The 26569-nt window shown below is 36.8% G+C and carries 22 protein-coding genes; 14 read left to right on the top strand and 8 right to left on the bottom strand.

Going from position 1 to position 26569, the window contains the following annotated elements:
• Positions 1-34 precede the first annotated feature (34 nt).
• Together PL9214_RS07330 and PL9214_RS32205 are read left to right on the top strand one after the other, a co-directional pair.
• Positions 35-1537, top strand: coding sequence for an AAA family ATPase (locus PL9214_RS07330; RefSeq protein ID WP_072718130.1), 1503 nt, complete (start codon positions 35-37; stop codon positions 1535-1537).
• 5 nt (positions 1538-1542) lie between these two features.
• Entirely contained in the window at positions 1543-2301 is a 759-nt protein-coding gene (locus tag PL9214_RS32205) for a Rho termination factor N-terminal domain-containing protein (RefSeq protein WP_072718129.1), read from the top strand.
• 66 nt (positions 2302-2367) lie between these two features.
• Here the strand turns inward: PL9214_RS32205 and PL9214_RS07320 are convergent, their stop codons facing one another.
• Together PL9214_RS07320 and PL9214_RS07315 are read right to left on the bottom strand one after the other, a co-directional pair.
• Positions 2368-2736, bottom strand: a complete 369-nt coding sequence (locus PL9214_RS07320) for an META domain-containing protein (protein WP_186440302.1) — start codon at positions 2734-2736, stop codon at positions 2368-2370.
• 68 nt (positions 2737-2804) lie between these two features.
• On the bottom strand, positions 2805-4481 hold the full coding sequence (locus tag PL9214_RS07315; protein ID WP_072718127.1) for an ABC transporter substrate-binding protein: 1677 nt from the start codon (positions 4479-4481) through the stop codon (positions 2805-2807).
• 548 nt (positions 4482-5029) lie between these two features.
• Between PL9214_RS07315 and PL9214_RS07310 the strand changes: the two genes are divergently transcribed.
• The 4 genes from PL9214_RS07310 to PL9214_RS07295 all read left to right on the top strand — a co-directional run bounded on the left by PL9214_RS07310 (position 5030) and on the right by PL9214_RS07295 (position 13817).
• Positions 5030-8353: an ATP-binding response regulator gene (locus tag PL9214_RS07310; RefSeq protein WP_072718126.1), complete on the top strand. Its 3324-nt coding sequence runs from the start codon at positions 5030-5032 to the stop codon at positions 8351-8353.
• A gap of 268 nt (positions 8354-8621) precedes the next feature.
• On the top strand, positions 8622-10367 hold the full coding sequence (locus PL9214_RS07305) for an alpha/beta hydrolase (RefSeq protein WP_083579909.1): 1746 nt from the start codon (positions 8622-8624) through the stop codon (positions 10365-10367).
• A 52-nt stretch (positions 10368-10419) separates the two neighbouring features.
• Positions 10420-12072: an alpha/beta hydrolase gene (locus PL9214_RS07300; protein ID WP_072718125.1), complete on the top strand. Its 1653-nt coding sequence runs from the start codon at positions 10420-10422 to the stop codon at positions 12070-12072.
• 59 nt (positions 12073-12131) lie between these two features.
• Positions 12132-13817, top strand: coding sequence for an alpha/beta hydrolase (locus PL9214_RS07295; RefSeq protein ID WP_083579908.1), 1686 nt, complete (start codon positions 12132-12134; stop codon positions 13815-13817).
• Between the two features lie 92 nt (positions 13818-13909).
• Here the strand turns inward: PL9214_RS07295 and PL9214_RS30500 are convergent, their stop codons facing one another.
• The 3 genes from PL9214_RS30500 to PL9214_RS07280 form a co-directional block, all read right to left on the bottom strand.
• A complete protein-coding gene (locus PL9214_RS30500) occupies positions 13910-14014 on the bottom strand; it encodes a hypothetical protein (protein WP_367400317.1) in 105 nt (34 codons plus the stop codon).
• 36 nt (positions 14015-14050) lie between these two features.
• Positions 14051-14818 carry a DUF1350 family protein gene (locus PL9214_RS07285; RefSeq protein ID WP_072718701.1) on the bottom strand — a complete coding sequence of 256 codons (768 nt, stop codon included), beginning with the start codon at positions 14816-14818 and terminating at the stop codon, positions 14051-14053.
• A 113-nt stretch (positions 14819-14931) separates the two neighbouring features.
• Positions 14932-15522, bottom strand: coding sequence for a rhomboid family intramembrane serine protease (locus PL9214_RS07280; protein WP_072718124.1), 591 nt, complete (start codon positions 15520-15522; stop codon positions 14932-14934).
• Positions 15523-15635: 113 nt separating this feature from the next.
• Between PL9214_RS07280 and PL9214_RS07275 the strand changes: the two genes are divergently transcribed.
• The gene (locus PL9214_RS07275) at positions 15636-16205 is read left to right on the top strand and encodes a hypothetical protein (RefSeq protein ID WP_072718123.1); all 570 of its coding nucleotides are present in this window, start codon (positions 15636-15638) and stop codon (positions 16203-16205) included.
• A gap of 100 nt (positions 16206-16305) precedes the next feature.
• Here PL9214_RS07275 and PL9214_RS07270 read toward each other — a convergent pair whose 3' ends face one another.
• Positions 16306-16551 (bottom strand): hypothetical protein, encoded by a 246-nt coding sequence (locus tag PL9214_RS07270; RefSeq protein ID WP_072718122.1) that lies wholly within the window; start codon positions 16549-16551, stop codon positions 16306-16308.
• A gap of 320 nt (positions 16552-16871) precedes the next feature.
• Between PL9214_RS07270 and PL9214_RS07265 the strand changes: the two genes are divergently transcribed.
• Positions 16872-17405 carry a hypothetical protein gene (locus PL9214_RS07265; protein WP_072718121.1) on the top strand — a complete coding sequence of 178 codons (534 nt, stop codon included), beginning with the start codon at positions 16872-16874 and terminating at the stop codon, positions 17403-17405.
• 26 nt (positions 17406-17431) lie between these two features.
• Here the strand turns inward: PL9214_RS07265 and PL9214_RS07260 are convergent, their stop codons facing one another.
• Positions 17432-18100: an RNA polymerase subunit sigma-70 gene (locus PL9214_RS07260; RefSeq protein ID WP_072718120.1), complete on the bottom strand. Its 669-nt coding sequence runs from the start codon at positions 18098-18100 to the stop codon at positions 17432-17434.
• Between the two features lie 142 nt (positions 18101-18242).
• On the opposite strand from PL9214_RS07260, the gene PL9214_RS07255 reads away from it, so the two are divergent.
• The 5 genes from PL9214_RS07255 to PL9214_RS07235 all read left to right on the top strand — a co-directional run bounded on the left by PL9214_RS07255 (position 18243) and on the right by PL9214_RS07235 (position 23011).
• Positions 18243-19127 carry an ABC transporter permease gene (locus PL9214_RS07255; protein WP_072718119.1) on the top strand — a complete coding sequence of 295 codons (885 nt, stop codon included), beginning with the start codon at positions 18243-18245 and terminating at the stop codon, positions 19125-19127.
• An 8-nt stretch (positions 19128-19135) separates the two neighbouring features.
• Positions 19136-20008, top strand: coding sequence for an ABC transporter permease (locus PL9214_RS07250; protein ID WP_072718118.1), 873 nt, complete (start codon positions 19136-19138; stop codon positions 20006-20008).
• A gap of 135 nt (positions 20009-20143) precedes the next feature.
• On the top strand, positions 20144-21223 hold the full coding sequence (locus tag PL9214_RS07245; RefSeq protein WP_072718117.1) for an ABC transporter substrate-binding protein: 1080 nt from the start codon (positions 20144-20146) through the stop codon (positions 21221-21223).
• Between the two features lie 41 nt (positions 21224-21264).
• Positions 21265-22380, top strand: a complete 1116-nt coding sequence (locus tag PL9214_RS07240; protein WP_072718116.1) for an ABC transporter ATP-binding protein — start codon at positions 21265-21267, stop codon at positions 22378-22380.
• 202 nt (positions 22381-22582) lie between these two features.
• A complete protein-coding gene (locus PL9214_RS07235) occupies positions 22583-23011 on the top strand; it encodes a hypothetical protein (protein WP_072718115.1) in 429 nt (142 codons plus the stop codon).
• 31 nt (positions 23012-23042) lie between these two features.
• On the opposite strand, the gene PL9214_RS07230 is transcribed toward PL9214_RS07235, so the two are convergent.
• A complete protein-coding gene (locus PL9214_RS07230) occupies positions 23043-25352 on the bottom strand; it encodes a cation:proton antiporter domain-containing protein (protein ID WP_072718114.1) in 2310 nt (769 codons plus the stop codon).
• A 129-nt stretch (positions 25353-25481) separates the two neighbouring features.
• Between PL9214_RS07230 and PL9214_RS07225 the strand changes: the two genes are divergently transcribed.
• Positions 25482-26351 carry a M23 family metallopeptidase gene (locus PL9214_RS07225; protein WP_072718113.1) on the top strand — a complete coding sequence of 290 codons (870 nt, stop codon included), beginning with the start codon at positions 25482-25484 and terminating at the stop codon, positions 26349-26351.
• Positions 26352-26569 lie beyond the last annotated feature (218 nt).

The following is a 26569-nucleotide window of genomic DNA, read 5'->3' as shown; positions in this document are numbered from 1 at the left end:
GGTATTATCAGAAAAAAGTGCATCTGTTCACTTCATGTCATTAACCCATTCAACGCTTTCTCTTGCTCAGGGGTTTACATCAATTACACCGACCAGTAATGAATCGGATATTGAGCAAAATATTATTATCCCTCTATTGAAAAATTTAGGCTATAATGACAAGGACTGGCAGGAACAAATTGTTATTCATAAAGTTAGAGTTGATTTTTGTGTTCACCCCCATGATGCCGTTGCACCTCATCCCCCCTATTTAATCATTGAAGTTAAAGCACCTCAGAAAAAAATTGTTTATTCGAGTTGGCAAATTCATGATTATATGAGAAAGTCAGGAGCTATTTTGGGATTATTAACCAATGGCTATGAATTTAGAATTCTCTATAATTATAGTGGAGATATTCATACAATTTTAACCTATTCTCAATCCCAACTGATTCAAGATTTTCAACTCGTGCGTAAATTATTGGGTAAAAAAATAGGATTAAAATTTAGTCAAGCGTTACATAAAAGTCAACAAAAAGTTCATACTCGGTTTTTAAGGGCGATTGCCAATTCATTCCAAAATCCCACTATGTTAGGATTATTTAATCGGCGTAAAAAGCCTAATTCCGAACCTCCTAAATTATCAGGAGAGAATTTGGAGCAGCCAGAATCCAAATTTATTACTAATTCTAATCAGGAGAATAAATCGATGATCATTACTGTTTTTAATAATAAGGGTGGAGTGGGTAAAACCACGATGACAATTAATTTAGGAGCCGCCTTAAATCATTTAGGTTATAACGTGCTTTTAATTGATATCGATGCTCAAGCTAACTTAACAACAGGTTTAGGAATTGACCCCTTAGAGGATATTGAAAATCAAGGAAAAAAAGATATTACCCATTTATTAATTGATCCGAGAGTCAAACTAGAGGATACAGTGATTGAAAAACAATGGGGAAATCTGAAGTTACATTTAGTTCCCTCCCATATTCGATTAAGTAATATGGAACCGGATTTAGTGAGAATTGTTGATATTGATAGAGTTTTAGCTAAAAAGCTTAAAAATCATCATTATGATTTTGTTTTAATTGATCCGCCTCCGTCTTTTAGTAAAGTTAATGGGATTTCTTTAATGGCTTCTTCAGGCATTTTAATCCCCACACAATTATCTCCTTATCCGGTTAGAGCCTTAGAATATGTGATTGAACAAGCTCGTAAAATCGGAGAATATAAAGAGGAAGCGTTACCAATTTTAGGAATTGTTGTGAGTATGTATGATCAACGTTCTTCTAGTTTTAATCTGTCGATGAGAAGTCGTATTTTTGAGATATTAGATAAAGTCGGAGAACAAGATACCATTGATTTATTTCCAGAACATACTTGGGTTCCTCGGCTGAATATTGTTTCTAACTGTCCTGATAAAGGATACCCGATTTTTTCTTCTGAATTTGATGATCAACTAACGTTTCAAGAAAAGGAAACTGCACAAAAAGCAAGTGAACGTTATCTGGACTTGGCTCAACACTTAGTTAAAGTTTCTAAAATTGGGAATTAAAATCGATGAGTTTATCAGATCGTCGGGTTCAAATTGGTTCTTATTTAGGAATTCAACCCCTTACTCATGGTCAAATCTATACGTTTCAAATTGCAATACCGAATGCAGAAACAATAGATATTCTATTGGAAAGACGAGAACTTTTAGCACGAACATTGAGGGAACATGAAAGTAATTTAGTGTCTTTAGTGGTGCGACGAACCCAAGCTTATGATGAAGAAAAAGAATATGAAATTGTTTATGGTGCAGATTGGTGTATTGTCGCTCAAGAATTAGAAATTGAGCGTCTTTGGGTTTGGGTTTTTGATTTAACAGATGAACAAGCAATAACCATGAAAACCGAATTGGAACAATTGCTTGGCGGTGGTTCTATTCAAGCTATAACTCCAGACCTTATCAGACAAGATGAACAACTATTAGAAGTACAATTAACACAACAGCTGTCGAAATGGATGGAATTACATAAACGAGATCACGAAGAAACTCAGGCTAAATTTAAAACCTTATCTCAAATGATATCTTCTGAAAATACACAAATTAACAATCGATTACAACAGCTTGAAAATACTGTTAATCATTTAACGGCTATTGTTGATAAGTTGACTCAGTTAGTTGAAAAATTAACTGTCAAGTCTACTCATAGAGATCCAAAATATAGTGATATGACTGTGCTTAAACTCAAAGAAATTGCGAGAAAACGAAAGATAAAAGGATATTCAAAGATGAATAAACCTGAACTAATCGCTATTATATCTCAACATTAATTTCCATAAAAAGTAGTGAGTCCTTTAGGACTCTCTATATTTGAGTCCTGAAGGACTCACTACGGGTTATTCAGGTTGATTGGGTGTAAATATCATTACCCCAGATTCTTGATCGGTTTTATAGGTAATTTGCAGTTGACCTTCAGAATTAAGGGTAAATGTTTTTGAGGATTGTAAAGCCGAGAGAAATTGATCTTCTTGCTTCATAATTTCTTCAGGACAAGCCATTTGAGTTCTCCCAGCTACACCAAATTTTAATTGATCATCCTTCAGGGTGTAGGATGCGAAATAACGGTTACAACCGGATGAACCACTAATTTGATCCTCTTGGAATTGTAAGCTGATTTCCGTTTCTTTTAACGGGGTTTGGGGGGATTTTTCAGTTCCCCAGGAGAGTAATTTCCAATTAGTTCCTACTAAGGAGTCAGAAGCCATAGCTAGATTGATTATTGATAAAAGGGATAGAGTGGCAATGGATAGGGATAGAAGTCGTTTTTTCATCGTTAGGAATTTGAGTTTTTAATTGTCCAGAAGGGGACTTGTTGAGTGAGTTGTAAACGGATGTTTTCAAGACCATTTTTAGCAAAAATAAAGGTTTTATCTTGCCAAAGGGGTACATAGGGAACATCTTCAGCTAGGAGTTTTTGAATTTCATCAAAAATCGCTTTGCGAGTTTGGGGATTTTGTTCTTGACGTTCTTGGGCGATCAATTGATTCATGCGATCGCTATAATAAAAAGAACCCTGATATTGACTCGCTCCTTTTTCGCATCCGGTTTCTGCTGAACCTTTACTACAGTCTAAAAACGGTTGAATATAGTTATCGGCATCAAGGAAATCGGCATACCAATCTAAAACAAAAGTTGGATAAATTCCCTCCTCTAAATATTTAAAGGCTGTGGTTGATTCTACACTATTGAGTTGTAAATCGAGTAACCCGCCTAAATCTCGGTCTGCTAAGGCTTTTAACGTTAATCCTAAAAACCCTTTATTAGAGGAATTAGACGCATACCAAAGTTCAACAATTGCTGGATTTTCTGGGGTATATCCGGCTTGAGTTAAGAGTTGTTTCGCTTTTTCAATATTGCCATCACCGTATTGTAAATTAAAGCTAGGTTGATAATCGGTAAAGGTGGTGGGAATTAAACTATATAGTAGTTCTCCTTGATTTTGTAATACCCGTTCATTAAGCACGGAACGATTAATTAAAGCAGCGATGGCTTGTCTGACTTCTTTACGATTTAAAGGCTCTGATTTAACGTTCATCATCAGATAACTAATGTTATTGCCATTGGCTGCTATCATTTGCCAATTGCCTTTTTCTGCTTCTTGTTTTAAGCTCGAAATTTGGTCGGCATTTAAGGATAAATAGGCAATATCAACAGCACCACTGCGAAAGGCATTAAATAAATTAGAGGCGCTCGAAAATCGTTGAATATCAATTCCGCTATTGGCAGGTTTTTCTCCCCAATAGTTTTCAAAGGCATCTAAGCGAATGACATCAATTTCTGAAGATTTTAATTTATAAGGCCCCGTTCCAACAAATTCATTGGGTTTAAATTTACCTTCTCCAATTTCATAAAATTGAGGAGAAACGGCTGTAATTCCTGAAAAGGCTAAAAGGGAAGGAAAGGCAGAAAAAGGTTGTTTGAGTTTAATGGTTAATTCATAGTCTCCCGTTGCTTGAACGGTATCAATGGCATCAGATAATAAGGAAGAGGGAGAACCTGCATTTTGAATAAATCGTTTGATTGAAAATTCCATGGCTGCGGCATTAAAGGCAGTTCCATCATGAAAGGTAACGCCTTCTCGCAGGGGAATCGTATAGGTTAATCCATCGGAACTCACCGTCGGTAAAGCGGTGGCTAACTTAGGAACCAGTTGATTAGTTCCTAGTTCATAATCATAAAGGCGATCGCCTAAATTATACAAGATATTTCCTGACATCAGTTCATAGGCATCTGCGGGATCTAAGGTTCGAGCTTTTAAGGTGGTTCCAATCGTAATTCGTCCGTTATTGGCTGAAGTAGAAGCAGATTGATGACTCGTTTGATGGGGAGTACAACTAATAATAATTAGACAACAAAAGCAAAATAAACTGACCCATTGCAGTAAAAATTTTCGGGAAGACGGATGTATATTTTGAAATCGATTCCACTGGGGTATTTTAGATTTCACCATAAACTGAAAATATTAAAAATAAATTTTAATTACAGATTATAGCATTTGATAGCCATTTAATCAACTTAGAGAAAAGAATTAATCTTCTTTTTTTTAGGATAAATACTGATCTTATCCTTGTTTTTTGTAAATGTAAAATAATATTGCAACTCCAATTAGACAGCCGTAAAAACTAGCAGGTATCCATTATAGAGTTATAATATTAGGGAATAGGTGTTCGAGAGGATAGAATATTGTATACCCCAGATCAACGGTTGTGACTGTTTAGGCAACGAAACCAATGGGAAAATAGGGGTAAATGGCTGGGGTTCAATATTTTATTAAAGTTACCCTAGATAAGGTTGAGAAACTTTTAATTTCTTTAAGCTTGTTTAGGAAATCGTTAAATTTTGGCAAACTTAACCCTGATCTATCACAATAGAAATATCAAAGGTACGATTAACAGACTGTTTAGGGATTTATTTTATTCCTATAGGGAGTTGACACGCACACTTTACCACTTGTCTGCTTTAAGTAGATGATTATCTCATCTGGAGGATTTACATTTTATGTCTCCCCAAGCTGACCTCCAAACCTTTATGCAGGTGGTTCCTGTTTGTCGCCATGATTCGCCCTTAGAAGCATTGCGGTTTATTTTTTCTCAGGGGAACTCGGAACAAGTTGTGATTATCAATTCTGAACATTATCCTTTAGGTCTAATTTCCCTACATCGGTTTCTTCCCTATCTCCTCAACACCACCTTCCCGACTTCCCCCGACCCTGAACAACCCTTTCTCAATGAGGTTTTGTCTACTATTCTCGAACCGATTATTGGCGTTCCCTCCCATTTAAGCTTAGAAGACTTTTGGCTATATTTACAATATCAAAGTTCCCATCCGGTACTAGAAAATAGCCTCCCTCAAACCGTATCCCCGGCTTTAATTAATCACAGAGGAGAGTTTATTGGATTAATTAATAGTTTGCAAGTCTTACGATATTTAGCCCAATATTCTCAACGCTTTACTCAGATTCAACAACCTCGACCTTCCCCTACTTTAGACTTCAATTCAGAACCTCATCAACAGTTAGATGTGTTAGCGACGGGAAATTTTAGCGTATCTCAGCATTTAATTCAGTTTTTAGATGAACTGCCCATTCCCTTAATGATTCAAAGTGATGATGGCACCATTGTTAATCAAAATTTAGCATGGCGATCCCTAATTGGTCGAGGTTCAGAGGTTTTGCAAGAAGTCGCTGAATCAGTAACCCGTTGGTCAGAAGCCAGTGAAACATTTTCCCCCACTGAAAAATACCCAACTTCCTCCTTAGAATCCTCAATCGATTCTGGATTTCCAAGCCGTCATTTAACGAATGTTTCTCAACCTTTAACCTCGAATTCACCCACCTTACAAATGCCGAGTTGGTGTCAATTGGGTAGCCAACCGGATACTTATATTTGTATTTGTCCCATCGCCCACAATCAAGAACGAGTTTGGCAATTTACTCGCCAACATTTAAACCCGGAATGGGAGATGACGTTATGTTTAGGAAATAAAGCCAATGACCTCTGGTTAGTCTTAGCTCAAGATATTACAGAACAGCATCGAGTCGCCCAAGAACTAACGGCAAAAAATACTGATTTAATTCAACTTAATCGCCTCAAAGATGAGTTTATGGCCTGTATTAGTCATGAGCTTAAAACTCCCCTGACTGCGGTTTTAGGTCTATCGAGTTTATTAAAAGATCAAGCATTAGGAGAACTCAACGAAAAACAAGCGCGTTATGCTCAACTGATTCATAAAAGCGGTCGTCATCTAATGTTAGTCGTGAACGATATTTTGGATTTAACTCGTATGGAAACGGGACAACTCGAATTAGTCCCAGAACCTTTACAAATTCAGGCAGTTTGTGAACGCGCTTTTGAAATGACTTTGCAACAATACCAAAGTCAAGATAAATCCGATATTAAACTACAAGCGGAAATTTTAGAACAACTGAAAAGTCGATTTACCTTAGAGATTAAACCCGGTTTAGAAACCTTAGTCGCTGATGAATTACGCTTGCGACAAATGTTAGTCAATTTATTATGTAATGCCCTCAAATTTACTCCCGATGGGAGCGAATTTGGTCTACAAGTTAGTCGTTGGGAAAATTGGATTGCTTTTACCGTTTGGGATAAAGGAATTGGCATTCCTGAAGATAAACAACATCTGATTTTTCAGAAATTTCAACAACTTGAAAGTCCTCTAACCCGGAAATTTGAAGGGACAGGATTAGGGTTGGTTTTAACCCAACGGTTAGCGCGATTACATGGGGGAGATGTCAGCTTTATTTCTAAACCCAATAAAGGCAGTCAATTTACTTTGTTATTACCGCCGAGTCCCCCTCGATGTAATTGGGAATTAGGGAATCATAGTTCCTCAGAGGAACCCGAATTTTTACCGTCTTCTCGTTCTTCCTCTCCTCAACAATCTCGTTTAGTTTTAGTGGTTGAAACGGTTCCCCACTTTATTCAAACCTTGAATGAACAACTCACCCATTTAGGATATCGGGTCGTAATTGCTCGTTCAGGAACAGAAGCCGTTGAAAAAGCCCGTCGCCTCCAACCGAGGATTATTTTACTTAATCCTTTAATTCCTTTATTGTCCGGTTGGGATGTTTTAACTTTATTAAAAACTGATGTACAAACCCATAAAATTCCCGTCATTGTCACAGCAACATTAGGGGATAAACAACGAGCCACCGCGAATCATTGTGATGGCTTTTTGAGTCTTCCTGTTCAAGGAGCAGAATTAGAAAAAATCTTAGTAGAATTGCTTCCAGAGGTTTCATCTTCCGAGCCTCAACAGTTAATGATTCTCTGGTTAAGTTTATCAGGAGATCAACATCACTTAACTCCAATAAATACCCTAGACAAGCCTAACTCAATTTATCATTCTGCTTTATTTTTATCGCAGTTCTCCCAGTGTCGTATTTTAGAAGCCGATGATATTAATCAAGCTGCTCTCATTGCTCGAATTTGGCATCCTAATATTATCGTTTTAGAACGAGATGGGTCTGTTAAAAATCCATTATATTTGTTAACAGAAATTAGTCAACAAGAAAGTTTAGCCCATTTACCCATTGTGACTTTAGACCCTGTAACGACTCAAGTTGCAAATCAAGTTAAAAATTTATCAATTTTTCCCTGTTTAGCGAGTCCCTCAGATGATGGGATGAGTCTTCAATCTTTTTCTCTGGCTATGGGTTCTGCTTTATTAGAAGTGATCCAAATTGCGACCCGTTTAAGTTGGAAACCGAGTATTTTAGTGGTCGATTCTTCCGTTTTACCGCAACAGCAATTAAGTCATCCTGTAGACACTAAAGATCATCCTTCAAAAGCCATATTAAACCCTAAATCTTCCACCTCAGTTCGACATTCAACGGTTAATTCTGATTGTTTAGATGCTCCCAATAATGCTAATATTAAAATTGAGCAAGCCTTAGTTCAATATATTGAAATTGCTGGATTTCGGAGCATTATGGGCAAAGGCTGGGAAGAAATTCTTCAGAAAATTCAATGTAAAAGCTTAGATTTAATGTTGATTTGTTTTCGACAACAATCTTTTTCTAATTTAGTTGAAGCTCTCTCGATTTTAGAAAAAATGGAAGCTAAGATTCCTGTATTAATTTTAGCACAATCTGATGTTAAAGTCAAAGGTAAATCCCTCGACAAAAAACGTAAAACTAAATCTTCATCTTCCGTCGAAATCCCAAATTATTCCTGGGAAGAAATGATGGTTCATTTACAACGCTTTAGCTCTAGTTTTCCCCTAAAAGTCTTACCCTTTAATCTATCAGTTGAGTCTCTATTAGAAGAAATGAAAACCCTATTAACTCACTTACAACCTTGAAAATCCATCAGGAAGATAAAGCTTAAAAGACTGAAGTAAGGAGTGAGAATCAGGGCCAAATTTAATGGTATTGGGTTTTTGACCGGAGTTAGGAACCAAAAGGGGAAAATTGAATCAGATCTCAGGAGTAGGGTATGATGTGACCTTTTAATAAGGCTCTGATCAATGACTTCCTTATCTGTTAAGATGGTTATGAAATGATTAGGGTGCATTTAGATAGGATTTCTAAGAACATTGTAACTGATATTTAGAGGCAATTAACCCAATTATGAATCAACATAAACTGGCGATTACAGCCCCATCTAGCTTAACATTAAATCTATCGTTAAATCGGCGAAGAATTGTGTCTCTACTGGGTGGACTTTTCGCCCTGGCTTTTTCTGCTGTTCCCGTACAAGCAGCCGAAAATGTATCTTTAGCCCTAGGACAAGCTAAAATTTCTGTATCCGTACAAGCGTTAGAAAACTATGCTCAATCAGGAACAATTGATCCAGAATTAAAAAGCTTTTTATTGTTATTAAATCAAACTGATAAAAATCAGTTTAAAACAGTATTATTAGATCAGCATCAATTAGATCCTATAATAATTTCTCAATTTTTAAATTCCCCCACAGGAGCATTATTTCTGAATAAACTGGGAGATATTATTCAATCCGAAACCGATTCGCACAATTTATCAACGCTTAAAAATGGGTCGGAAGCGCTTAAAATAGCATTAATGAGAGCTAATCAAGATCCTGAAGGCATCACCTTACTCAATATTTTACGTCAATTTCCAGCAGCAGAAATTCAATTAAATATCCACAAGATTTTTCAACTCCGAGAACAAGTCAATATTCTGGTACAAGAAACTAATTCTATTATTACAGAAATTGTTAAATTATCCTTAGAAGAATCAGCCTTATCCCCGGCTTCAGATTTTAGTAAAAAACCTGATTTAAAGCAAACTGGAGACTTTGATGTTACCTCCAAAACCCTAACCTTAACAGACTCCAAACGTCATCGAGAATTGATTGTCGATCTTGATATTCCCACACCCTTAAATACCGTCAAACGCGGAAAACCTAACGCAATTCCTGTGATTATCATTTCTCATGGATTAGCTGCAAATCGAAAAAATTATGCCTATTTAGGCGAACATTTAGCATCTTATGGATTTGTCGTTGCTCTCCCTCAACATCCGGGAAGTGATACCAATCAACTTCAAGCTTGGTTATCGGGTCACGCATCCGATGGGTTCAAAGTGAGTGAATTTATTGACCGACCCCTAGATATTCAGTTTTTAATAGATGAATTAGAACGCTTGAATACAACGGAATTTAACGGTCAACTGAACCTGAAACAAGTTGGCGTTGCAGGGCATTCTTTTGGTGCTTATACAGCCTTAGCTTTAGGGGGAGCAGAAATTGATTTTAATCACTTAAAACAAGACTGTAACTCGGCATTTAATTCTGTTAATCTCGCCCAAATTTTTCAATGTCGAGCCTTAGAAATACCTCAAAAAGACTATAATTTGAGAGATGAACGGGTTCAAGCAATTTTTTTGATGAATCCGATTAATAGTAGCATTTTTGGGCAACAAAGTTTAAGCAAAATTCAGATTCCGGTATTCTGGAAAACCAGTGGTAAAGATAATATCGCTCCTGTGGCTTGGGAACAAGTTCGCTCCTATACTTGGTTAACAACACCCGATAAATATTTACTCTTAGCAGAAGGCGATCGCCATATTAATCTAAATTTAACCGCAATGAATCAAAGTATGAGTGCCTCTTTAAAAGAAATTGTAGCTCCAGTTCCCGAACCTGTTAATGATTATATTCGGGCTTTTAGTCTTGCTTTCTTTGAAGTGTATATCAATCAAGATTCAACCTATCGTCCCTATTTAAAAGCCACCTATGCTAAAACAATTAGTGAAACTGCTTATCCCCTGAGTTTAGTCCATTCTCTCTCCCTAGACCAATTTTTTCAAGCAGTAAAACACGTTAAAAATCCATCTGATTCTCAGAATAATTAAACTAGAATTTTAAACATTGAACCCCTCTGTTGCCTAAAAGGAAAAGAAAACGATGCAATGGTTTGTATCTTTTGTATTAACAAGTGTATCTATCCTGTTTGCAACTCTACCCGCAGTTGCCGCAGAATTTATTATTGTCCCCTTGGGAAAAACAACGATTTCTATTTCCCTAGATTCTTTAGAAAATTATGTTAATCAAGGTAAAATTAACCCTCAAGAACCTTTGGCTAATTATCTAGGATTATTAAGTCCTGAACAACAACAAAGTTTAAGACAATTTTTGCAAACCCGTTACACACCTCCCGATATTTCAATTGAACAATTTGTTAATTCACCCTTACTGGTAGCTTTTTTAATTCATGTTGGAAACATCATTAAAACTCAATCTGAACAAAATGGAGCCGATGCCATTCGTGCCAGTTTAATTGATGTCGCAAATGCACCCAATGGGTTTACAGTATTAGAAGTTATGCGTCAATTTCCCAGTCCAGAAATTCGCTTGAATGTGGAACTCGCCTTAAAAACATTAACCAAAGTTTTTGCATTTATTCGACAAACTCATGCGGTCACACAATCGTTAGCAGTGTTATCAGAAATAGAAGCCCAGAAAGCAACGATTACAAATTTTAGTAAGATGCCAGACTTGCGAATTTTAGGAAAACTTTATACGTCTACAAAACAAACCCTAACGGTCAATAATTCTCACAATAATCGTCGCTTTGAAGTAGATATTTATCTTCCGAAACCTATTTCTCCAGAGGGGCAAAATTCACAGACATTATCTTATCCTGTGATTGTTATCTCTCATGGATTAGCCTCTGATCGCTCACGATTTGAAAATTTAGCTAAACATCTCACTTCCTATGGTTTTGTAGTCGCTGTTCCTCAACATCCAGGAAGTGATTATCAGCAATTTCAATCCTTACTCAATGGAGACGCAAAAGACTTATTTGAACCTGAACAATTTCTGGATCGACCTAGAGATATTACTGAATTACTCAACCAACTTGAAAAACTTAATTCCACTAAGTTTAATCAGCAATTAAATTTACAAAATGTAGGGGTTATTGGTCATTCATTAGGAGGATATACAGCCTTAACATTAGCAGGAGCAACCCTTGATTTTACCCAGCTTAAAACCGACTGTCAACAACCGAATATTCCCTTAAATCCTTCCCTATTTCTTCAGTGTCGAGCGTTGGAACTTCGGCCGGAAAATTATATGCTACAAGATCCCAGAGTCAAAGCTATTTTTATATTAAATCCGGTGAATAGTAGTATTTTAGGAAAATCGGGTTTAAGTCGAATTAAAATTCCAGTTTTCATCACAGCAAGTACCGAAGATTTTTTAGCTCCAGCGTTGTTAGAACAGTTAAATGCTTTTACTTGGTTAACCACTTCTAATAAATATTTAGTCTTGCAAAATCATGCCACTCATTTTTATGATATTACTTCTGAAAACGCATCGGAAGTATTAGGAAATTCAAGCATAATTATTCCGACATCAGAAATTATTCGCTCTTATATTAAAGCTTTAAGTACAGCATTTTTTCAAACCTACCTTAGCCAAAATTCTCAATACAAACCCTATCTGAACGCCGCTTATACTCAAACCATTAGTGATCCCCTTTATCCGGTCAGTTTAATTCAATCTTTAACACCTAACCAATTAACCAATGCAATTAATGGTGTTACCTCGGAATAACTTTACCAAATTAAAACTTTAATGATAATATCAGGTTATTCGTTTTATTCTAATACCCCATGAAATCACCGATTAAACAAGAGAATAATAGACAATACACTCAAAACAAGAAAACTATTGGCTTTTTTTACTTCCAACTTTTAAAATTTTCATTAGGAATAATATCTGGTTTGAGTGCTATAACCAGTTCAGCAGTTGCGGCTGAAACAATTGCTATCCGGTATAATATTGGTACGGCTTTTATTTCTGTTAAAGACTTAGAAACTTTTGCAAAAACAGGAGATGTTTCCCCCGTTTTATCAATTTATGGCAAAGTTTTGAAGGTTGAAGATGCTGAAAAACTGCGTCAACTTTTATTGACTCCGATGACCGCCAGCCCTTGGAGTATTGAACAATTTAATAACACGACCATGGGTATAACAATGTTAACTCGCTTTGGGAATTTTATCCAAACAGATAACGGTGAAAATGGTGTAACGGCTCTAAAAACGGCAATTAATCAAGCTTCTCAACTACCCGGAGGTTTGACTTTACTGGGCGTTTTACAAAAATTTCCGGGTCAAACCCTAGGAATTGATGTTAACTTTGCTGTAGAAGCCATTCGAGATTTATCTCAAGTTATTTATGAAGATAAATCTGTCATGAATTGGATTAACCAACAGGCGAAAACACAAACCGATAATCCTGCTATTAATAATCCACCCACTCAATTGAAAGAGCCGGGTACAATTCAATGGAAAAAAGAAACCTTTACTTATGAACATACTCAACGAAATATTTCTTCTCCGGTTGATGTTTATATCCCTCAAGTTTCTACTCCGACTCCGGTAATTGTGATTTCTCATGGTTTGGGTTCCGACCGAACTACGTTTAAATATTTAGCCGAACATTTAGCTTCTCATGGGTATTTTGTTGCAGTTCCTGAACATTTAGAAACCAGTGCAAATGGGTTGGCTAATTTCTTAGCCGGGAATGCTCCTCCTCCTGGCCCAGAAGTCTTTATTAATCGTCCCTTAGATATTACTTCTGTTCTCAATCTTTTAGAACAAAAAGCTAAAAATTCTGAATTTCCCAGTCCTTTACTGTTAAATAATGTCGGTGTTTTAGGTCAATCTTACGGCGGTTATACGGCTTTAGCGGTAGGGGGTGCAGGATTTAATACCCGTAAAATTAATCAAGAGTGTGCAGAGTCTGTTAACCGACAACTCACCTTAAATATTTCGATATTACTGCAATGTCAAGCTAGTTCCGTTGCCAATGAAGGTCAAAATCTTAAAGATGAACGAGTAAAAGCAATTATTGCCATTAATCCCATTACAAGTGTTGTTTTTGGTCAAGAAGGGATGAGTCAAATCAAAATTCCGATCTTAATGATTGGGGGTAGTGATGATTATATCGCTCCCGCAGTACCTGAACAAATTTATCCCTTTTCTTGGTTAACCAGTCCAAATAAATACTTGATGTTATTAGAGCGAGGAACCCATTTTTCCTTCTTAGAACCTGGAGAAAAATCCGTTCTTCCGGTTCCTCCTCAATTAATAGGCCCAGAACCTGAATTAGCTTTTCCTTATTTGAAAGCAATTAGTTTGGTATTTTTTAATCGTTATATTCGCAATCAAACCGAATATTTACCTTATTTGAATGCGGGTTATATCCAGAGAGGAGAAACTTCTCCTTTTAGTTTAACTATTGTTAATTCTTTAACCCAAGAGGATATTGAATCAGCCATTAATAAACATCGTTAATTGGGGTTGATAGGGAAAAGTATTACCTCTACTCCCTCAAAAGGAAACAAAGGTAATACTTTGGCTGTTGTATAAAGGGAATTAGGAAACTTTTAATTCACTAATTTTTTGGCTAATTCGGTAGCTTGATGATAAGCTTTAACCGCTTCTTGATAGCAAACGATAGCGTCTTGCCATTGTTCCATCTGTACATAAATATTTCCTAATAAGGCTTGAGTTTAAACTTCTGTATTTTAAACGGACATTAAAGGATTTAACCAATACAAAATTTGTTTTTTGAGTTGGTTTAAATCTTGATAAACCGCTTGTTTAATCCATTGACCGACAGCATCGAAAGGGGTAAAGGTTTCTCCTACTGACCAACTAACATTTTGACCTAGGGGAGTTTGATGATCACCGTTGAGTTTTTGCAAGGTTGTTAACCCTGGAAACCGTTGATCTAAAATTTGATGTAAGTTAGACGTTTGATCAATGGTGTCTTTAGAAAATTTAATTAAAAGATTCCGTCGAATTTGATAGCGATCGCCGACTAAACGGTTTGTTTCTTCAGGAGAGGGAGTAAATTCCACGTCCATAACTTGAGAAATTTGTTCAACCAAGGGAATTGATTGACGAGCAGCATAATTATTAAATGACATTAAAATATTCCCCGATCTTTCTATGGGAAATAAAGAACCCATTAACAAATGTACTTTACATCCCATACTATGTCCTAATCCATAAATCGGTAAACCTCGCCGTTTTAAGAATTGCAGATCATATAAATCTTCTAACCCATCTTCAAATGTCCATAAAACGTCTTTAGCAATGGCGGTATGATCGAGGGTATTTACAAAAGGAGTCGCAACAATTGCATAACCTTGATGTGCTAATTCTTCTAATAAGCAACGATAGGTTAAATGGGGTGCTGTTGCCACAAATGCCCCTCCTAAAAAATGCACGATTGCTTGAGGACGAGGGGGAATTAAAACCCAATTTCCAGAAATTGAAAGCCAGTCCATGAACCCTTTTATATTATAATTTGGTTTAACCTCTGGAGCCATGCTTCTGACTCTGGTACAGAGGGTTTTAAATGTATGTTACCTAATGAATGAGAATTTTGGGTTAATCTAAATTATGCTTTAGTTCGGTGAGATTGAGCCAGCATTTGTGCAGCCAAGACCCCGCCGATAAATCCAAATAGATGTCCTTGCCAAGAAATCCCATATTGTAAGGGTAAAATTCCCCAAACTAAGCCTCCATAAAGCCAACCTACCAGTAAGGATAACGCAATGGAAACGAAACTGCGTTCAAAAAATCCTCTTAATAACAAAAATCCTAAATATCCAAAAATAACGCCACTCGCCCCAATATGAATGGTATAGGGAGAACCAAATAACCACACTCCTAAACCACTAACCATCATGGTTATGAATGTGACTACAAAAAAATCTTTAACACCCCGCAGCATGATAAACCAACCCAATGTAATTAAAGGTAAAGTATTGGCTGCTAAATGATTAAAGTTCCCATGTAAAAACGGGGCGAAAAAAATGCCTTCTAACCCTTGTAAACTATGGGGACGAATCCCTAAGCGATTTAATGTGCCTCTAAATACAAAAAAATCAATAATTTCAATAATCCACAGCAATGCCACAATTCCCCCTAAAATGAGGATATGGCTTTTGAGTTCCTGGGTGAGTGAGGTTTCGGTTTGATGAGACATAATGGTTTAGGCTTGGAAGATCAGGTGTTTGGGTTAACTACAAAACCAGCTTTCGTCGTTTCGCATTCGGCTATTATCAATTATATGATAATCAAAAATTGAGTCAATTGCCCATGATAGACGTTCTATTAGGAAAATATCTCAGCTTAAATCATTTTTGTACCTGTACAAATACTTATCAAAAATATTCAGATCAAATTAATCCTTATCCTAATTCTGAAGAATCAATTCAAGCTTTAAAAGCGTTAAATTATTATATTATTGATCCCGTTATTGACTATTTTAGTCTAGCTAGATTTAAGCTAACTTACGGTTTTTGTTCCCATAATTTAAGAATTTATTTGGAGAAAAAAGATCCGATAACCGGATTAAAAAATGGTCGAGTTGCTCCTAACCTTGATCAACATATTGCCCATGAAGTTAAACAGAATGGAGAGTATTACTGTAAACGATTAGGAGCGGCTTGTGATTTCCTGATTTTAGAATTAGAGAGTGATCAATTAGTTGATTGGATTTTAAAAAAACGGCTTCCCTTTGATTCTCTCTATTTTTATGGTAAAAATAGACCGATTCATATTAGTTATGGCCCCGAACAAAAACGAAGTATTTGGACATTTACCTCCACGGGTAAACCGACTCAAAAAGGAATTGAAGTTTGGGTTAAAATAGCAAAAGAGTTCTGATTAATTTGTTTCTTTTAGAGAGGGAAGTTGCTTAAAATGATAAACTTCTGATGTTGTTTTTAAATTTTAGCCAACACCAGAAGTAATTCGTTAAGTTAAATTAAACGGTTAATTGACATTGAGGACAATTGCATCCTGTAATAGCAGTGTTGCTGTGATCCGTCGTTGTCCACGTTGAAGCTAAGGTAGCAGAAATTTGATTGAGGCTGATGTTTTTTTCAATAACCTGATTCCGGGAATTTTGAGGTGTTACAAAGGCAACTTTAGTACGAATGATGGGGATGAATTGAGCCACTAACTGATGAGTATGCCGTGAATTTAAAAGGGGTTGTACGATTGCTAACATAGAGACAATCAGAACACTGAAGGTTAAGATAAAAATTGGGAATTTTCTGAGCAATTTCATAGCTAAAATGATCACAATATTGGGTTTTAACCTGTTACCTATTTGGGTGAATCGGATCAGGATGATGTACCCATTATAGAGCAAGTCTGAATTCAGTGTAAAAACTCATCAATATCAAAGGTGAGGGTTTGAACAACAGCAGATTTTCTGTAAAAGTTAAACAAAAAACAAATTACAGCCTCAAATTGTTAATCTAGCTTAAACTGGATTAAATCAACTGATCCCAAATTTTGTAAATATTTATTAAAGGAAGATGGATCATGAAAGCCACTTTATCCCGCTTGATTATTGTGTTCCTCGCTATAGTAGGTGGAGGATTTACCTCTTTCTCTACAATCACATTAGCAGGTGGCCCCCCTCCTGGTAAACCATCACAACCACAAGCAGCACCTGCCACAACACCCTCTAATTCAACACCCTCTAATTCTAATTCTAATTCTTCTAATGCTGAAACAAATAATATTCCCCCTCAATTTCCTTTACCTAGTGCAAGAGTTGGTGCAGTCAATGGAGTCGTAACCCTTAAATTAATTAATAATGCAAATGTACCCATTCAATATCAAGTGATTGGGGGAACTCGTGAAGAATGGTTAGTGCAAAATTCAACCATTCAAGTACAAGGTTCACCTCCGATTACGTTAACCTATCGTCGCCAAGATGGAGGTTTATTACTTGTTCAACCCAAGCAAACTTCCCCTGGGGTTTTAGAAGTTCAATTCCGAGTGACCAATGATTTAAATATTGATACGAGATCTCTCAATATTACGGAAACAGGAAGTGTATTTTTGAATTAATTTCGATTCGCATTTTCCCTACCAATTTAAGGCTTTAATATTTGTTGATCGGGATTTTGCTCTAACTGAGAAGCCAAACTCTTTTCATTAAGATAAATTTCCCGAATATCAGTGGGTAAATTTTCCTCTAGTGTGCGATAAGCTCCGTTCAATAGTTCTTTGATTTCATTCGGAGAAACAGACTCTCCCTCAGCTTGCAAGTAAGCAGAAATACGAGTTTCACTCCAATGAAAAGTTTGCGCCATGACGAGAATTAACCTTAATAAAGGTTCCATTCGATCTAATACTAATCCCACATAACACCAGAGAGGAGGGGGTGCTGCGGATAAAGAATATTGAATTGATTCTACAGGGGGTAACTCGGCTTGATTAATACAAACTGCGGTAACATTAATTAACCAGTTTTGTAGCGTGGTTCCCCCGTCTGTATTCTCTTGTTCCCTTAAATTTAAAGGACGCATTTCATAAAAAATATGTCGCCAGGTTTGAGAAAATAAATAATCGGCTTGTACAGGGGAGCGTACCGAATGACGAATTAATGTATAGACAATTAAACCATAGCGGCAGAAAATAGCAACAAAGTATTTCCCCTGATCAGGATAATTCTGAAACAGAGTTAACAATTCCTGGTCTTTGTGATGAAATAGAGATTTGACCAGGGGATGATTTGATTCAGGTAAATGAAGCGTTTGCACGGCAACTCACAGCGAATTTTAGCTGGATAGTGTTTTCCCGTTGCATGATAGCTGATTTTGGATCGGAAATCAACTCTTGAACCTTAATTTATTCTCTGCTGACTTCCTCATCCCTTGACTCCAATATTCTTAATTTTGATTTATGGCTTTCTTGCTGCAAAAATCATCTCATTCAACCCTAGAAACCCGAAAAACAAAAAACTTATCGCTCTTATTACTTCCCCCGACAATTTGGTTACTTGTTTTTTTTATTATTCCCCTGGTGATTGTTTTCATTTATAGTTTTTTACAACGAGGAACTTATGGAGGAGTCACTTGGGAATTTACCTGGAGCAATTATCAAAGGTTAGCCAATGATTTATACCTAAATGTTTTTGGGCGTTCCCTCGGACTAGCAGCATTAACAACTTTAATTTGCTTAATTATTGGTTACCCCTTAGCATTTTTTATTGCCACTGCTTCTCCACGTTGGCGCAATCTACTTTTATTTTTAGTGATTATTCCCTTCTGGACAAATTTCTTGGTTAGAACCTATGCTTGGATTATTATTTTGCGTTCTGAAGGTGTGATTAATACTGTACTCCAAAGTTTAAATTTAATTCAAGAACCTTTAAACTTATTGTTTACTCCTTTTGCTGTTATTCTGGGTCTAATTTATGGTTATTTACCCTTTATGATTCTTCCCCTCTATGCGACGATTGAACGATTAAACTTTTCTTTAGTTGAAGCAGCCCAAGATTTAGGAGCAAACGATATTAGAACATTTTTTAGAATAATTTTACCCTTAACTTCTCCTGGAATTATAGCCGGGTCTATTTTGGTTTTTATTCCGGCTTTAGGTGCATTTATTACCCCCGATATTCTCGGAGGTGCAAAAACGGTTATGGTGGGTAATTTAATTCAAAATCAATTTTTACAAGCTCGTCATTGGCCTTTTGGGTCAGCCTTATCAATGGGATTAATGATTTTAGTCTTAATTCCGGTCATGATTTATTTTCGCAGTTCTAATTCGGAAAATTCTATTTAATAAATATAATGAAAACCGCAACTCTTGAGACTTTTATTTATGCTTGGGGAAGACGAGGACTAGCCCTACAAGCCACCTTTGCTCTCACGTTTCTTTACTTACCAATTTTAATCTTAATTATTTATTCCTTTAATGCTTCTCGGTTGAATTCCAATTGGACAGGATTTACCTTAAAATGGTATCAAAAGTTATTCAGTGGCTTAACAGAAAGTACCGCCGATATTTCTACTCAAAGTCTCTGGATTTCTCTGCAAAATAGCTTAATAATTGCTATTGTTTCTACTGTAATTGCCTCTATTCTAGGAACAATGATGGCATTAGTTTTAGAACGCTTTCGGTTTCCCGGTTCTAAAGTATTAGAAGCATTATTATTGTTACCAATTATTATTCCTGAAATTACATTAGGGGTATCTTTATTAGTCTTTTTTACGTTATTTTTTAGAATCCTTGAAAATCTAACTGGAATTCGCTTAACATTAGGCTTACCTTCCGTTATAATTAGCCATGCAACTTTTAGTATTGCCTTTATTACTATTACTGTGAGAGCGCGTTTAGCTGACTTAGATCCGGCTTTAGAAGAAGCTGCTTTAGATTTAGGGGCAAATGAATGGAAAACCTTTTGGAGAGTTACCTTCCCTTTAATTTTTCCGGCTATTTTAAGCGGTGCATTATTAGCTTTCACCTTATCATTAGATGATTTTGTTGTCACATTTTTTACAACAGGAGTTGGCGCAACAACTTTGCCTTTATTTGTTTATGGCATGATTAAATTGTCCATCACTCCAGTCATTAATGCGATTTCAACTTTGATGTTATTGGCTTCTCTTTTCTTAGTCATCTCATCTTTGAAATTGCAAGATCAAGTCAGTGTTAAACATTGACAACACTTAATCCTAATTAAAATTTAAACAGTCTTGTTTTTACACCCCATTCAGTTTACAATTATACGATGGGCTTTGCTTATAACTTGATACATCACAACCCTATCTATTTTCCCTAATATTTATTTTCCCAACATGAAACGAATTTTAACCTTAATTTTATTATTCTGTTTAGGCATATTTTTGCCCTTCGGATGTACACAAAATCAATCTAATACTCCCCCAAGTCCCTCTACTGCAAATGTTCTCAATCTTTATAACTGGTCAACCTATATTGACCCGGAAGTTCTTAAAGCCTTTGAACAAAAATATCAAGTAAAAATTAATTATGATACTTATGATAGTGCGGAAAGCCTCTACGCTAAATTAAAAGCGGGAAACCCCGGTTATGATGTAGCCTTCCCTCCTGATTATATGGTTAAAATCATGATTAATGAACAAATGTTAGAAGAAATAGAGAGTGCTAACATCTCTAACATTAAAAATATTGAGCCTAAATTTTTAAATCCTCCTTATGACCCCGGTAATAAATATAGTATTCCCTATCAATGGGTGACTTTAGGGATAGGATATAACCTGAAAAAAACAGGAGAAGAAATTAACAGTTGGTCAGCCTTAGTCGATCCAAAATATCAAGGAAAAGTCGGTTTATTAGATGATATGCGCCATACAATGGGGGCTGTTCTAATGTATTTAGGCTATAGTCCTAATACGAAAAACCCCGAAGAAATCCAAAAGGCGCGAGATTTTCTGATTCAAAATAAAGATAATATTGCTGCATTTGTACCCGATACAGGTCAACAATTGTTAAATCAAGGAGAAGTGAGTTTAACAATGGAATATAGTGGTGATATTTTTCAAGTAATGGCAGAAAATCCAGATTTACGTTATGTAATTCCCAAAGAAGGGAGTATTATTGGGATGGATAATATGGTGATTCCCAAAGGTGCACCCAATAAAAAACTCGCTGAAACCTTTATTAACTTTGTTTTAGAACCTGAAAATAGTGCAAAAATTTCTAATTTTATTGATTTTGCTTCCCCCAACAAAGTTGCAATTGATCAAAAATTAATTGAAGCAAAAAACTTAAAAAACTCTGGTATTTATCCTCCTCCAGAAATTTTTGACAAACTTCAATATCTTCAAGATGTCGGAGAAGCGACCCAACTCTATGATCAAGCTTGGACAGAAGTTAAAGTCGGTGTCGGTAAATAATCAAGTTTCAGGTTTAGGGTGAGAATAGGGAGTGCTGGTTTATGAATCTTGCGGTGGAATTATTGAACGTTTCTAAATTATTTAAAGGATTAAATAGCAAAGAATTCTTGGCTGTTAATCAAGTTAATTTAGAAATCAAAACCGGAGAATTTTTCTCCTTGTTAGGGCCATCAGGCTGTGGAAAAACCACAACATTAAGAATGATTGCTGGATTTGAACTTCCGACTTCTGGGGAAATTTTAATTCATCAAGAACCGATGAAAAATCGTCCTCCCTTTCATCGTCCAGTCAATACCGTTTTTCAAAATTATGCGTTATTTCCCCATTTAACCATCGCGGAAAATGTAGCCTTTGGACTTGAAATGGAAAATTTGCCTCGTCCTCAAATTAAGAGTCGAGTCGCAGACGCATTATCTTTAGTTAAATTAACGGATTTCCAAACTCGTTATCCCCGTCAGCTTTCCGGTGGACAACAACAACGGGTAGCCTTAGCAAGAGCATTAGTTAAACAGCCTAAAGTGTTATTATTTGATGAACCCTTGGGTGCTTTAGACTTAAAACTGCGAAAAGAAATGCAGTTAGAACTCAAAAAAATGCAGAAACAATTAGGCATTACTTTTGTTTATGTTACCCATGATCAAGAAGAAGCATTAACCCTGTCCGACCGCATTGGTGTCATGAATCATGGAGAATTATTACAAGTCGGAACCCCCCTGGAAATTTATGAATATCCTAAAACTAAATTTGTAGCTGATTTTATTGGAGAAACTAACGTTTTAACGGGACGAGTCACCCAAATTAAAGGACAAGAAATCACAATTTTAGTCGATGAACAACTCACCCTTCATCTGACAACCTCTCAACCCGTTATTGAAGGACAAATTATTAATTTAGTGATTCGTCCTGAAAAAATAACTCTCTATCCTAATCATTCTCAAAATCAGACAAATGACCCCAATATTGAAACTTGGAAAGGAATCCTTGAAGAATCAATTTATTTAGGAACGGATACCCGTTATAATGTCCGTTTAACTGATAAAATGGTCATCATGATTCGTATTCAAAATTGCCATCAAGATGATTTACAACGCTTTACAATCGGTCAACAGGTTAATGTAGCCATTCCGCCCAATAGTATTCGGATAATTGAATATTAAATTAAGATAGAATAGTATTCTCAATACTGAAGAGTCAATTTTTTATAAAAAAACGCCCATAATTAACACAATGGGCGCTCAATCCGGGTGCAATGCTATCAATTTATATTATAATATTCTAAACTGATTAGAGGAATATAAAATCAAAGTCTTTAACAAAAATTTACAATAATCTCTGCTAAAATTTTCAATTTTTATCTCCATGACTCCAACATTAATCGGACGTTGGCAAACTCGTCTATTTCTGTTTGCAACTATTGGTGTTTTAGTAACCTTAGCTTTTTTTATACTACAAATCGGTGATCAACCCCGATCAATTTATTTTTGGATTTTAGGATATATTACTTGTTTTGGATTTTTGTGGGATATTCTCTATATCAAGCTTCAAAAATTTCGCTGGGATCGAGATTGGCCAGGAGCTTTTCAACTCTTAGCCGGGATTTGGGAAGCGTTATTTTTAGTAACCTTGATCAAAATGATCGGTTTACCTGGTATTTCTCCCTCTAAATTTAATTTAGGATTATTTATTTTTCACTACAGTTGTGTTTGGACTGCTATTTTTATCACTTCACAAAGTCTAATTAGAATTTTATTCCCCCAATGGCGTTTTCGGGGAGGACAATGGTTTTAAGTCAACAGCCAATCGTTAACTGTAAACACCCTTAATTTTTAATTGTTAAATCCTCCTCGGTTTCTTTTAATATCTTCAAAGGCGGAATATTAACAGGAATTACTTCTCGTCTGGCTTGGTTTAAATCATGAAAGCTACCACACAGTAATAAGCGATCGCCGACTTGCAAATCTAAATTTCGATTCGGCCAGCGATAAAATTTATCTTCTCGACGTAAAGCTTGAACTTGTACCCTAAAACGATTTGCTAAATCTAATTTAGATAAAGGTTTACCGATCACCGTGCTATTTTCAGGAATATTTAACCATTGACAAGAAATACTTTCTGCGGGAATTGTCACCTCCCCTTTTGCCAATTGATCTAACGTTTCTAACGCTGCCGTTTCCCCCACAACTAATAATTTATCATCCTTTTCTAAACGAGTTTGACCATCAGGATAATCAATTTCTTCCCCCGTCAAACGGCGAATTGCCATCACACTAATTCCCGTCATCGGACGAATATTACTTTCTTCTAAAGTCATTCCTGTTAAGGGAGAAGTCGGGGGTAAGGTATACCATTTACTATTCATTTCTTGAGTCGCTTGCTGTAAATCCCGCGCCACTTCTTGAGGAGATTGTTTAGGGCGAAAATCCGAATACTGATCTTGACGAATTTCTTGCATTTCCTGTTTAATTTTATTTTCAGGTAAACCCATTCTTGTTAATAAATGAGTCGATAATTCTAAACTCGCTTCAAACTCAGGTTGTACAACTTCTTTCGCACCCAATTGATACAAAAGTTCAATATCTTTATCCCGATCAGCGATAACAATTACATCTAAATTCGGTGAAAATTCTAAGGATCGTTTTAAGCATAATCGGGTACTCATTGGATCAGAAAGAGCGATCGCCATTGAGGTTGCCCGATCCACTCCGGCGGTTTCTAAAACGTGCAAACTCGCCGCATTTCCATATAAATAAGGAATGTTATTATTTCTCAATTCCTGTACAGATTGTTCCGATTGATCAATGACAACAACCGAATAATTATGACTTTGTAATAGCCGAACTAAATTTCTCCCGACTCGTCCATATCCACACACAATAATATGGTTTTGTTGGGGTAATTCTTCAGAAATTTCCTTAATTTTCTGACTTTTTTCTAAAACACTCGACAAATCCCATTTTTCTTCTATCCAGTCTAAGAGTTTAGGTGCAAATTGTAAAATAAACGGGGTAATAATTAATGTCAGGGCTGTGGTTCCCACAATTAATAAATAAATCCGTCGAGAAACTAAACCTAATCCTTGCCCTGCACTGGCTAAAACAAAGGAAAATTCTCCAATTTGAGCTAATCCCAATCCCGTAATAATTGACGTTCTCCAAGAATAGCCAAATAGTTTAACAATCGGAATAATAATTAAGGTTTTCCCCACTACAATTAATACCATTAATCCGATAATTAATTCTAAATGTTGCCACAGAAATACCGGATCAATTAACATTCCCACTGCGACAAAAAACAAAGCTGCAAAAATATCTCGAATCGGTTCCACATAGGTTAAAGTTTGATCCGCATATTCCACTTCAGAAATCATTAACCCGGCAACAAAGGCTCCCATTTCAATGGAAAACCCTAAATGTTCTGTTAATAGTGCAATCCCTAAACATAACGCCACAACCCCTAATAAAAAAAGCTCTCGGCTTTCGGTTTGGGCTAAAAATCGTAACAGCCGAGGAATCATCCAAATCCCCGCAATAATAGCCCCTAAAGCAAATAATCCTATTAATAAAAGTGAGCGTCCTACGGCTTCAAAAATCACATTACCTTGGGGTTGATTTAAAGCAGGTAACACCGCTAACATTAACCCCAAGGCTAAATCCTGTACCACCAGAATTCCTAGCATCACCTGACCTTGCGGGGTTGCCATTTCATTGCGTTCCATCAAACATTTGAGGACAACCGCCGTTGAAGACAAAGATAAAATTGCCCCTAAAAAGATGCCTTGAATCGGAGAAGTATCCCAACCCAAAATTCCCATAGCTAGGGCGGTAATTAATATTGTAAAAACAATTTGTAACCCCCCTCCTCCTAAACTAATTCCTTGAACTTTCTTTAATTCCGCAAAGGAAAATTCCACCCCTAAGGCAAAGAGAAGAAACGCGACTCCAAATTGAGCGAGGGTTTCCACCTGAACTAATTCTTTAATTACCCCTAATCCACTAGGGCCAACAATCATTCCCCCAATCAAATAACCCAGAATCGCAGGTTGTCGGAGTAAAGATGCTAACAGTCCTCCAATCGTCGCCGCCGCAAGGACAAGAACTAAATCTACAATTAAGCGAAAATCTTCTGGCACGGTTTATCTTAGACTAAGTGATTCAATGTAACGTTCTGTTACTTATTCTAAGGATACTAAAATTGTCAAGATTCCGACATCAGCCCTAAAATTTTACCGGACGATCCATCAATATTGGAGAGAGTAAAGATGAGACTGAAAGTGCGTAGGGGGATCAAGTCGTTAATGTTAAGCCTAATCACGGTTGCAGTCGTCCTGGCCCTTCCAGGATTCGCAGCCCAGGTACGAGTGAATCCCTCCTCTCCTGAGTTGGGAGATACCCTGTCTGTGGTTTTGGAGTCTGCTGCTTCAGCAACCCAACCCACGGTGACTTGGCAGGGGAAAACTTATCCCATGTTTGCCATTGGCCCGAACCGAATGCGGGTTTTATTACCCACCACGCCTTTAGATCAGCCGGGAACCAAATCCCTACAAGTTAATGATGGGACACAGGTACAGAATGTAACGGTACAACTGCGCGATCGCGATTTTCCGACTCAATCGATTTGGCTACCCCCGGATAAAGAAGAACTCCAGGGAACCGATCACGAATTTGATCGCGTCGATGCGTTTAAAGCCCTTGTCACCCCGGAAAAATATTGGAACGGCCCTTTTTTACGACCGAATTCAGGTGAAATTACCACGATTTATGGTGTGCGTCGTTACTACAATGGGGATTTTGCTGAGGACTATTATCATCGAGGGGTGGATTATGCCGGGGGGATGGGTTCCCCGGTGATTGCCCCAGCGGCTGGACGAGTCGCCCTGGTGGGACGGGAATCAGAAGGATTTCAGATTCATGGCAATGTGATTGGTTTAGATCATGGTCAAGGGGTGGGGAGTATTTTGATGCACCTCAGCCGGATTGATGTGAAAGAGGGGGATTTTGTCCAAGCGGGTCAAGTGATTGGGGCGGTGGGTTCATCCGGGGCTTCTACCGGCCCCCATCTCCATTGGGGACTCTATGTGCAGGGTCAATCTGTTGATCCGGTTCCCTGGCGTTATGCAGCCATTGATTAAATTTGTATTTCCCCAGATTCATCCGGTTAATTCCCATCACCTTGCCAATGGTATCCTAGAAGAAGTAGCCATAGCCTGAATATGATATTCTTAGCGAATGTTAAAAAAACAAAACCCTAGATTATGGCTCGGTTCAACCTAATTCCCTGAGTATATTAATTTCTATTTTTAGGGAATATTTTAGGCAAGAGCAGTTAAACATAATGATGCGAAGTGTA

This window comes from Planktothrix tepida PCC 9214, from assembly GCF_900009145.1.
Lineage (GTDB): Bacteria > Cyanobacteriota > Cyanobacteriia > Cyanobacteriales > Microcoleaceae > Planktothrix > Planktothrix tepida.
Note: the sequence above shows the minus strand (reverse complement) of the source record. Positions and strands in the feature narration are given on the sequence as shown.

Excerpts from the sequence above, each read along its gene's own strand:
- PL9214_RS07280 (WP_072718124.1), bottom strand. The coding sequence starts at position 15,522 with ATGTCTCATCAAACCGAAACCTCACTCACCCAGGAACTCAAAAGCCAT.
- PL9214_RS32205 (WP_072718129.1), top strand. The coding sequence starts at position 1,543 with ATGAGTTTATCAGATCGTCGGGTTCAAATTGGTTCTTATTTAGGAATT.
- PL9214_RS07295 (WP_083579908.1), top strand. The coding sequence starts at position 12,132 with ATGAAATCACCGATTAAACAAGAGAATAATAGACAATACACTCAAAAC.
- PL9214_RS07235 (WP_072718115.1), top strand. The coding sequence starts at position 22,583 with ATGACTCCAACATTAATCGGACGTTGGCAAACTCGTCTATTTCTGTTT.
- PL9214_RS07310 (WP_072718126.1), top strand. The coding sequence starts at position 5,030 with ATGTCTCCCCAAGCTGACCTCCAAACCTTTATGCAGGTGGTTCCTGTT.
- PL9214_RS07275 (WP_072718123.1), top strand. The coding sequence starts at position 15,636 with ATGATAGACGTTCTATTAGGAAAATATCTCAGCTTAAATCATTTTTGT.
- PL9214_RS07240 (WP_072718116.1), top strand. The coding sequence starts at position 21,265 with ATGAATCTTGCGGTGGAATTATTGAACGTTTCTAAATTATTTAAAGGA.
- PL9214_RS07285 (WP_072718701.1), bottom strand. The coding sequence starts at position 14,818 with ATGGACTGGCTTTCAATTTCTGGAAATTGGGTTTTAATTCCCCCTCGT.
- PL9214_RS07255 (WP_072718119.1), top strand. The coding sequence starts at position 18,243 with ATGGCTTTCTTGCTGCAAAAATCATCTCATTCAACCCTAGAAACCCGA.
- PL9214_RS07305 (WP_083579909.1), top strand. The coding sequence starts at position 8,622 with ATGAATCAACATAAACTGGCGATTACAGCCCCATCTAGCTTAACATTA.
- PL9214_RS07265 (WP_072718121.1), top strand. The coding sequence starts at position 16,872 with ATGAAAGCCACTTTATCCCGCTTGATTATTGTGTTCCTCGCTATAGTA.
- PL9214_RS07270 (WP_072718122.1), bottom strand. The coding sequence starts at position 16,551 with ATGTTAGCAATCGTACAACCCCTTTTAAATTCACGGCATACTCATCAG.
- PL9214_RS07250 (WP_072718118.1), top strand. The coding sequence starts at position 19,136 with ATGAAAACCGCAACTCTTGAGACTTTTATTTATGCTTGGGGAAGACGA.
- PL9214_RS07225 (WP_072718113.1), top strand. The coding sequence starts at position 25,482 with ATGAGACTGAAAGTGCGTAGGGGGATCAAGTCGTTAATGTTAAGCCTA.
- PL9214_RS07315 (WP_072718127.1), bottom strand. The coding sequence starts at position 4,481 with ATGGTGAAATCTAAAATACCCCAGTGGAATCGATTTCAAAATATACAT.
- PL9214_RS07300 (WP_072718125.1), top strand. The coding sequence starts at position 10,420 with ATGCAATGGTTTGTATCTTTTGTATTAACAAGTGTATCTATCCTGTTT.
- PL9214_RS07245 (WP_072718117.1), top strand. The coding sequence starts at position 20,144 with ATGAAACGAATTTTAACCTTAATTTTATTATTCTGTTTAGGCATATTT.
- PL9214_RS07330 (WP_072718130.1), top strand. The coding sequence starts at position 35 with ATGTCATTAACCCATTCAACGCTTTCTCTTGCTCAGGGGTTTACATCA.
- PL9214_RS07320 (WP_186440302.1), bottom strand. The coding sequence starts at position 2,736 with ATGGCTTCTGACTCCTTAGTAGGAACTAATTGGAAATTACTCTCCTGG.